We start from the raw sequence: 8,249 nt of genomic DNA, 5'->3' as shown, positions 1-8,249 counted from the left end.
GTAAACCTCTGCGCAAACACGGGTCAGTGCAGCTGTCAGAGTAGTTTTACCATGGTCAACGTGACCGATGGTGCCTACGTTCAGGTGCGGTTTGCTACGTTCGAACTTCTCTTTAGCCATCGAGAGATCCCCTATTCGTGAGAGCAATGCGCGTGTCACGCGACCATTAAATAAAAGGCAGATATTCGCATATCTGCCTTGATATTGGAGCTCATGAGCGGATTTGAACCGCTGACCTCACCCTTACCAAGGGTGTGCTCTACCAACTGAGCTACATGAGCTTACACACCATTGCATGGTCAGACTGGAGCGGGTAGCGGGAATCGAACCCGCACCATCAGCTTGGAAGGCTGAGGTTCTACCATTGAACTATACCCGCCAAGTAGCCTGACTACGCGAAATCTGGTGGAGGGGGAAGGATTCGAACCTTCGAAGGCTAAGCCGTCAGATTTACAGTCTGATCCCTTTGACCGCTCGGGAACCCCTCCGTAAAAGAGGCGCCATTTTCATCACTTGGCGACCCCCTGTCAACACTTTTGTTAGCAAAAACACTTACTTGAACCATGTTTCTGCCAACGCAGACCCAATCAGCAAAAAAGGGTCGTCGTGAAGCGGGCGCAATTCTAGGGCAACTCGCCCAACTTGGCAACGGGGGAACAGGCCTGATATTGATGTTGCAGGGCAGGAAAGTCATTGCGCAGACGCCCAAGTAGCGCCTGATCCACCAGGCGCCTGGCCGCAGGCTGCACCTGCACCAGGTACTGACTGCGCATCTTGTCTACCGACTCAACTCGCACATCATTGCCGTCGGCGAGTAATTGCGCCTGCCGCGCCTCGGCGTAATCCAGACGGGAAAACACACCCAGGGAGATATTGCCCGCCAGCGGACCACGGGTAATGACAAAGCTCTCGATGCCCTGCTCCTGCAGCAGCGACAGCCGAGCCAGGGCATCGACACTGCCGCCCGAGACGGGCATGACCAGCCAGTAATCGGTACTGCCGACCACGTCATCCTCAATCAGTCCGGCCTGCACGTCCAGAGCCAGCAGCCGCTGTAGCAACTGCTCGGCCTCTCGGCGCTCAGCGAACACGCCCAAGGTGATGCACAACGCGGCCGGCGGCGCCTCTTCAACGGCCTCCGAACGCGCAATCGGCGCAGTCTCCGCCACCGAACCTGCGCTGTCGGCTGGCACCCGCTCCACCCCGCCCAGCTCTTGCGCGGGCAGCACGCTGTCGGGCCTTACGCTGGCGGCCTGCAACTGCCACAGCGCGTAAAGAATGTTGAGCAGCAGCAGAAACAGAAACAGCGAACGCATCAATCGATCTCCATGGGACACGCCAGCGCCAGGCCATCGAATACAAGGTCACTAATAATGTGGCAGCTCTGGGGCAAGGCTTCGGCCATGCGCTCGGCGTCACCACCGGTGAGGATGACCACCATTTCATCCCCCAGCGCCTGGCGGGCTACGCGTAGCTGCTCACGCACAAAGCCGACCAGCATCAGGTCACAGCCAAACTCGACCGCCTCCGCGGTACTGTCGCCCGGGCGCGGGGTTGCCAGGTCGCCACGCAGCGACTGTTCATAACGAATCAGCCGGGTGTGACGCTTCAAACTGCCGCGCAGCAACTTGCTGCCCGGGGCGATGTAACCGCCCAGATGCTGTCCGCCGGCATTGACGAAGTCGACCGTCACCGCTGTGCCAAGATCAATCACCACACAGGCGCGCCGACAGAGATGGTAGCCAGCAACCAGCGCCAACCAGCGATCCATGCCCAGCTTGGTGTAATCGGCATAGCCGTTGCGCACACCAGCCAGCTCGGCAGCACTGCGCGCCAGGACCGGATGCAACTTCAGCCAACTGGTCAACTGGTCCAGCACCACCTGATTCTCTTCCGCCGACCGCACGGACACCAGACGACAGCCGTGTATCTCACGCTCCTGCCCGCCCAGCAGGCGCTGCAACTCAACCAGGTCCGGCGCCATATCGCGATCGCGCACACGCCCCTCCCGATCAAGCAGGCGCCATTTGATCAGGGTATTCCCGCAGTCCAGCTCAAGTAGCATCGTTCAACCTCAAACTGACCTCTCCCCCACTGATCTCCTGCACACCCTGCTCCTGCTGCAGCACGAGCGCGCCGCGCGCATTGACGCCGGCAGACAGCCCTAGTTGCTGCTGACTACCAGACACCACACGCACCGGCTGCCCGGCCCAGGCATCGCGCTGTTGCCACGCCTCACGGAAAGGGGCAAAGCCTTCGGCACGGAAGACATCCATCGCCGGTGCCAGACGTCGCAAGAACGCAGCCACCAGCTGGTTGCGATCCAGCGTCGCCGATTGCCCGGTTCGATAAAGCGAGGTCCAGGCCTGGTCCACCGCCTCAGCGGAATCCATCAGCACATTGACGCCAACACCGATAACGACCAGCGCCTCGCCGGTCAGATCGCCACTGATCTCCAGCAAAATGCCGGCCAGCTTGGCGCCGCCCAACAGCACGTCATTGGGCCACTTGAGCTGACACCCCTTGTAGCCAAGGTCTTCCAGGCCCTGCACCAGACAAAGGCCAACCAGCAGGCTCAACCCTTCAAGACCGTGGGCACCGCCGGAAACCGGCTCCACGATGGACAGGTAGATGTTCTGCGCGTAGGGACTACTCCAGGGCCGCCCGCGGCGGCCGCGGCCAGCCGTCTGCTGCTCAGCCAGCACGATCAGGGGGCGCGGCGCACCCGGGGCCAGACGGCGCTGCGCCTCGGCGTTGGTCGAGTCAACCTGCTGATGCAGGTGCCACTCCCAGCGCTCAGCCAATACAGCCGGCAGCAGGGAGCGGATCGCCGCCGCATCGAGCAAACAGGCACCACGCGGCACGCGATAGCCTTTGCCTCGCACACGCTGCAAGGGGTAACCCTGCTCCTCCAGGCGCTTCAGCGCCTTCCAGATAGCAGCGCGGCTAACGCCCAGCGTCTCGCCCAGCGCCTCGCCAGAATGAAAGCGCCCGTCAGCCAGCCGTGTGAGTATCGCGCCGAGCATCTATGCTGTTACCTTTTGAAATGAACGGCACATGATAACGCCGGGGCGCGCGACCGGCTATCCTCGCGTTTTGCGGCGCCACCAGGGCCGCGCCAACTCCTCCAGCGCATCGCTACGGGTAATCCCTGCGTCCTGCAGCTGCGCAGCACTCATGCCCGCCAGTAATGCATGCTCGTAACGACGGCGCCGCCAGCGACGCCATGCCTCGATAAACCGCACTATCCCTCGCATCTCGGTGTCTCCACTCACCACCAAACCATGGCTAAAGTCTGGCGAGCGGCTTAAGATCAATCCAACGAATGTTTCTTATGCAATACATCCGGAGAATTGATCAATGGCGCACTTTCCGACCATCGATAGCGAGCTGCTGCGCACCTTTACCGTGATCGCCGACCAGGGCGGCTTCACCCGCGCGGCCGATCAACTCAATCGCACCCAGTCAGCCGTCAGCATGCAGATGAAGCGATTGGAAGAAGATGTTGTTCAACGCCCTCTGTTCAGCCGGGAAGGGCGGCAGGTTCAGCTGACGGCAGAGGGAGAGCTACTGCTGGGATATGCGCGACGTATCTTGCGCCTGCAGGGAGAAGCACTGAACAGTCTGCGCACACCGGACATGGTCGGGCTGGTACGCATCGGTACGCCAGACGACTACGTTGCGCGATTTCTGCCGGGCGTCCTGGCGCGCTTCGCACACAGCTTTCCGCTGGTTCAGGTGGAAATGCACTGCGAGCCGTCGACACAGCTACTGCAGCGCCATGATCTGGATCTGACCATTGTTACCCGCGAACCGGGCAAGGAGATTGGCGAGCTGCTACGCCAGGAGCAACTGGTCTGGGCCCAGGCCACGGGCGCCGGGCTACAGCATCTGGAGCAGCTGCCTTTGGCCATGTTCAACGGGGACTGTTTCTGCAGGCACTGGGCCTGCAATGCGCTGGAAGCACAGCAACGCAATTACCGCATCGCCTACACCAGCCCGAGCCTGTCGGCCATTTTTGCCGTGGTCGGCGCAGGCTTGGCGATCACGGCCCAGCCGCGCAGCCTTATTCCTGACAGCATGCAGATGCTCGGCCCGAACGAAGGCCTGCCGGAAATGCCGCAGGCGAGCATCGTATTGCTGCGCGACTCACGACGCAGTTCCGCCGCCAGCGAATCACTGGCAGCGCACATTATCGAAGGCTTTCGCCACTAGGGAAGCACATCAGCCCCAGTAAAGCGTCTGCGGTTGTGTGTGCCCGGCAACGAACAGGTGCCCGACATCCGGCACGGCGAAACAGCGGTCGCCGCGACGTGGCTGCCAGCTATGATATTCGGCATGGGTGATACCGACCTCCCACAAGGTATCGCACTGCCAGCCGCAGGGACGCAGCTCCAGCCGCACCTCGGCACCAATCAGGTTGATCGCCTCAACCTGCAGCGGCAGATGCGCGTGCCCGACCGGACTTAGCTGCAGGCGCACCTCGTGCGGTCGCAGATAGAGCTGCGCCTCACCCGCTGCCGCCGGCTCTTCCGGGAACCGCACCCAGGCGTCACCACTTGCCAGCCGATTACCTGCAAGCGAACCTTGAAGCACATTGACGTGCCCCAGAAAATCAAACACAAAACGCGAGTCAGGCTTGGCATAAAGCGCCTCCGGCGTATCAACCTGCTCGATATGTCCGGCGCTCATCACCACAACCCGGTCGGACAACTCCAGCGCCTCTTCCTGGTCATGGGTAACAAACACACTGGTGAAATTGAGTTCGTCATGCAGGCTGCGCAGCCAACGGCGCAGATCCTTGCGCACGCGAGCGTCCAGGGCTCCGAAGGGCTCGTCCAGCAGCAACACTTGAGGCTGCATCGCCAGCGCGCGCGCCAGCGCGATACGCTGTTTCTGCCCGCCGGATAGCTGGGCCGGAAAGCGATCAGCCAAATGCGACAGTTGCACCATCTCCAGCAGATTGCCAACGCGCTGGCGAATCTCCGCAGCGGACGGACGCTGCTTACGCGGCAACACGTCCAGACCGAAGGCAATATTCTGCGCAACGGTCATATGCCGGAACAACGCATAATGCTGGAACACAAACCCCACCCGACGCTCACGCACGTGCCGGCGGGTGACATCCTCACCGTGGAATAGAATCCGCCCGCTGTCGGCACTCTCAAGGCCGGCGATAATCCGCAGCAGTGTGGTTTTACCGGAGCCGGAGGGACCCAGCAGGCCGATCAACTCCCCGTCCGGGATATCCAGCTCGATCCCCTGCAGCGCCTTGAAGGCGCCGAAGGACTTGTCGATTTGCTCAAGGGTAATGCTCATGTAGTTCGATCCGATTGAGTGCTCACCGGTCGCATCTGGCGGGCCTGCCGCCACTCCACTGCGCTTTTGATCAACAGGGTCAGCAAGGCGATACCAGCCAGCAGAGACGCGCTGGCAAAAGCGCCGACCGCATTGTAATCCTGATACAGCAGCTCGACGTGCAACGGCAGGGTATTGGTCTGGCCACGAATGTTGCCCGAGACCACAGACACGGCGCCAAACTCGCCGACGGCGCGTGCATTGGTCAGCACAACGCCGTAAAGCAGCGCCCACTGAATGTTGGGCAGGGTAATCTTGCGAAACAGCTGCCAGCCGGAAGCGCCAAGCACCACACCGGCCTCCTCTTCCTCCCGCCCCTGCTGCTGCATGAGAGGAATCAGCTCACGCGCGACAAAGGGGCAGGTGACAAAGACCGTTACCATCACGATACCCGGCCAGGAGAACATCAGCTGGACATCCCGATCCATCAACCAGCCGCCGAGCCAGCCGTTGCTGCCGTACAACAGCAGATACAGCAGACCCGCCACCACCGGCGAGACGGCGAAGGGGATATCGATCAGGGTAATCAACGCCTTGCGTCCAGGGAACTCGAAGCGCGTCACCAGCCAGGCAAGGAAGGTCCCGAACACCAGGTTGATCGGCACGGTCAGCGCGGCAACAAACAGCGTCAAGCCGATCGCGTGGAGCGTGTACTCATCGGTCAGGTTATCCCAGAACGTCGCCGCGCCCGCAGAGAACGCCTGGCTGAAGATCATCACCAGAGGTACGACCAACAGCAGGACAACCAGCAGTAGCGCAAACCCGATCAGCGACCATTTGATCCAGGGCTGATCACCCGCCCGCAAGCGGCCTTGAGATTTCATAGCACCTCCTCAGCGGCCATGCAGACGGCGCAGATAACGCGCCTGCCACAGGTTGATTGCCAGCAGCAGCACCAGCGAGGCGATCAGCACCACGGAAGCGATCGCGCTCGCCGCACCGTAATCAAATTCCTGCAGACGGATAAAGATCATCAGACTGGTGATCTCACTGGCATACGGCATATTGCCGGCAATAAAGATCACCGCACCAAATTCACCCAGGCTGCGGGTGAACGACAGGGCAACCCCGGTCATCAGCGCGGGCCAGAGGCTGGGAAAAAGAATTCGGCGAAAGACCGCGAGATCGGAAGCCCCCATGCTGATGGCAGCCTCCTCATCCTCGACCGGCAGGTCCTCCAGTACCGGCTGCACGGTACGCACCACAAAAGGCAGACTGGTAAAGGACATGGCAACGACAATACCCAACGGCGTGAAGGCCACCTTGATACCCAGTTCCGCCAGCAGCTGGCCATACCAGCCGTTCTCGGCAAATAGCGCCGCCAGCGTAATACCGGCGACGGCTGTCGGCAATGCAAAAGGCAAATCGATCAGCGCATCGATCAGCCGCTTGCCCGGGAATTCGTAGCGCACCAGTACCCAGGCCAGCAGTAAACCGGCGATACCATTGAACAAGGAGGCTATACCGGCGGCCCACAGCGTGACCTTGTAGGAGGCGACAACACGCTCGTCGGTGATAACGCCCCAGTATTGCTCCCAGCTCATGCCTGCGGTCTGAACCAGCAAGCCGGTCACAGGGAGCAGCAGGATAAGGCTGATAAACAGCAGCGATATCCCCATACTCAACGCAAATCCCGGCAACACACGTTTGCCGGGATTGCGACGTAGCGGCGACCAACGGCCGCCTGACAGCTCACTCATGCTGATTCTCTCAGCGGCGCTGCAGCTGATCCAGCTTGCCGCCGCTAGCAAAATGCTCAGTCATCGCGGTTTTCCAGTCACCGGCAATCGCCTCGATCGGCAACAGCTCCAGCTCGGGAAAGCGATCAGCAAATTCCGCCTTCACCGTCTCATCGTGTACGCGGTAATTGAAACCGGCGATCAGGCGTTGCGCCTCTTCGCTATACAGATATTCCAGATACGCTTTGGCGACATCAGTTGTCTCGTTGCGCTCGACACTGCGGTCAATCCAGGTGACAGGGAACTCCGCCAGGAAGCTCACCTTGGGCACCACCACCTGATACTCGCCGTCGGACTGGGCGGCGATGTTGTTCACTTCAGATTCGAAGGTCAGCAGGACATCACCGATGCCGCGCTCAACGAAGGTGGTGGTCGCGCCACGTCCGCCCGTATCGAATACCGCGACGTTGCCGAGAAACTCACGCAGGTAGTTGTCGATGGCTTCCTGATCATCACCAAAGGTTTTCTGCGCATAGCCCAGCGCAGCCAGGTAGGTATAACGGCCGTTGCCCGAGGTTTTCGGGTTGGGCAGCACAGAACTCACGTCATCGCGAACCAGGTCATCCCAGTTCTGAATGTTCTTCGGGTTGCCCGCGCGCACCAGGAAGGCCATGGTCGAATAATAAGGAGAGCTGGCGTTAGGAAAACGCTCGCGCCAGTCCGCAGGAATCAAGTTGCCGCGCTCATGCAGGATATCGACATCGGTCACCTGGTTGTAGGTCACCACATCTGCCCGTAGGCCCTGGATAATTGCTTGCGCCTGCTTGGAGGAGCCACCATGGGACTGGTTAATCTCGATGGTCTTGCCGGTCTCCTGCTGCCAGTGCTCGGCGAACAGCTCGTTATACGAAGCAAACAGCTCGCGAGCGATATCGTAAGAGGAGTTCAGCAGTTCCTGGTCGGCGGCCTGTGCCGATGCGACACCGAGACCACTGGTGACCGTCAGGGCCACGACCAGCTGTTTGATCAGTTTACGCGGGGATTGCAACATGTCTGTCTCCAACTGCACAGGGCCGCTTGGGCGAGCACCTTTCTCAATGGGCGCCCAGATTACCGCCCAGCATCAGTTAGAACAACAAGCAGGTTAGACGGATTTGCTTATTACTTCTAACGCTAAAGCATAAGCCCGCCACCCGCCCAGAACTTTTCCGT

At 60.4% G+C, this 8,249-nt stretch carries 10 protein-coding genes and 3 tRNA genes; 1 reads left to right on the top strand and 12 read right to left on the bottom strand.

The window, feature by feature from the left end; translation table 11 throughout:
• From ASB58_RS19780 to ASB58_RS19745, 8 genes are all read right to left on the bottom strand, one after another.
• Nucleotides 1-120, bottom strand: a 120-nt coding sequence (locus ASB58_RS19780) for a GTP-binding protein (protein ID WP_235827348.1), incomplete at its 3' end; no start/stop codon positions are given.
• 85 nt (nt 121-205) lie between these two features.
• A tRNA-Thr gene (locus ASB58_RS19775) sits at nt 206-281 on the bottom strand.
• 24 nt (nt 282-305) lie between these two features.
• Nucleotides 306-379, bottom strand: a tRNA-Gly gene (locus ASB58_RS19770).
• Nucleotides 380-403: 24 nt separating this feature from the next.
• A tRNA-Tyr gene (locus ASB58_RS19765) sits at nt 404-488 on the bottom strand.
• A 135-nt stretch (nt 489-623) separates the two neighbouring features.
• Nucleotides 624-1,316, bottom strand: a complete 693-nt coding sequence (locus ASB58_RS19760) for an SPOR domain-containing protein (protein ID WP_118132070.1) — start codon at nt 1,314-1,316, stop codon at nt 624-626.
• Complete coding sequence (locus ASB58_RS19755) at nt 1,316-2,065, bottom strand: type III pantothenate kinase (protein ID WP_096006511.1); 750 nt, start codon at nt 2,063-2,065, stop codon at nt 1,316-1,318. The genes ASB58_RS19760 and ASB58_RS19755 overlap by 1 nt, the downstream gene beginning before the upstream one ends.
• Complete coding sequence (gene birA / locus ASB58_RS19750) at nt 2,055-3,026, bottom strand: bifunctional biotin--[acetyl-CoA-carboxylase] ligase/biotin operon repressor BirA (RefSeq protein WP_096006512.1); 972 nt, start codon at nt 3,024-3,026, stop codon at nt 2,055-2,057. The genes ASB58_RS19755 and birA overlap by 11 nt, the downstream gene beginning before the upstream one ends.
• A gap of 57 nt (nt 3,027-3,083) precedes the next feature.
• Nucleotides 3,084-3,257, bottom strand: coding sequence for a YjiS-like domain-containing protein (locus ASB58_RS19745; protein ID WP_118132069.1), 174 nt, complete (start codon nt 3,255-3,257; stop codon nt 3,084-3,086).
• A 103-nt stretch (nt 3,258-3,360) separates the two neighbouring features.
• On the opposite strand from ASB58_RS19745, the gene ASB58_RS19740 reads away from it, so the two are divergent.
• The gene (locus ASB58_RS19740; RefSeq protein ID WP_096006514.1) at nt 3,361-4,215 is read left to right on the top strand and encodes a LysR substrate-binding domain-containing protein; all 855 of its coding nucleotides are present in this window, start codon (nt 3,361-3,363) and stop codon (nt 4,213-4,215) included.
• 9 nt (nt 4,216-4,224) lie between these two features.
• Here ASB58_RS19740 and ASB58_RS19735 read toward each other — a convergent pair whose 3' ends face one another.
• The 4 genes from ASB58_RS19735 to cysP are packed head-to-tail and all read right to left on the bottom strand — an operon-like array spanning nt 4,225 to nt 8,088.
• Nucleotides 4,225-5,319, bottom strand: a complete 1,095-nt coding sequence (locus tag ASB58_RS19735; protein WP_118132068.1) for a sulfate/molybdate ABC transporter ATP-binding protein — start codon at nt 5,317-5,319, stop codon at nt 4,225-4,227.
• Nucleotides 5,316-6,182 (bottom strand): sulfate/thiosulfate ABC transporter permease CysW, encoded by an 867-nt coding sequence (gene cysW, locus ASB58_RS19730; protein WP_096006516.1) that lies wholly within the window; start codon nt 6,180-6,182, stop codon nt 5,316-5,318. The genes ASB58_RS19735 and cysW overlap by 4 nt, the downstream gene beginning before the upstream one ends.
• Nucleotides 6,183-6,191: 9 nt before the next feature.
• The gene (cysT, locus tag ASB58_RS19725) at nt 6,192-7,058 is read right to left on the bottom strand and encodes a sulfate/thiosulfate ABC transporter permease CysT (RefSeq protein ID WP_118132067.1); all 867 of its coding nucleotides are present in this window, start codon (nt 7,056-7,058) and stop codon (nt 6,192-6,194) included.
• Between the two features lie 10 nt (nt 7,059-7,068).
• The gene (gene cysP, locus ASB58_RS19720) at nt 7,069-8,088 is read right to left on the bottom strand and encodes a thiosulfate ABC transporter substrate-binding protein CysP (protein ID WP_118132066.1); all 1,020 of its coding nucleotides are present in this window, start codon (nt 8,086-8,088) and stop codon (nt 7,069-7,071) included.
• Nucleotides 8,089-8,249 lie beyond the last annotated feature (161 nt).

The sequence above is a fragment of the Pseudomonas abyssi genome, assembly GCF_003444685.1.
GTDB classification, from domain to species: Bacteria; Pseudomonadota; Gammaproteobacteria; order Pseudomonadales; family Pseudomonadaceae; genus Halopseudomonas; species Halopseudomonas abyssi.
Note: the sequence above shows the minus strand (reverse complement) of the source record. Positions and strands in the feature narration are given on the sequence as shown.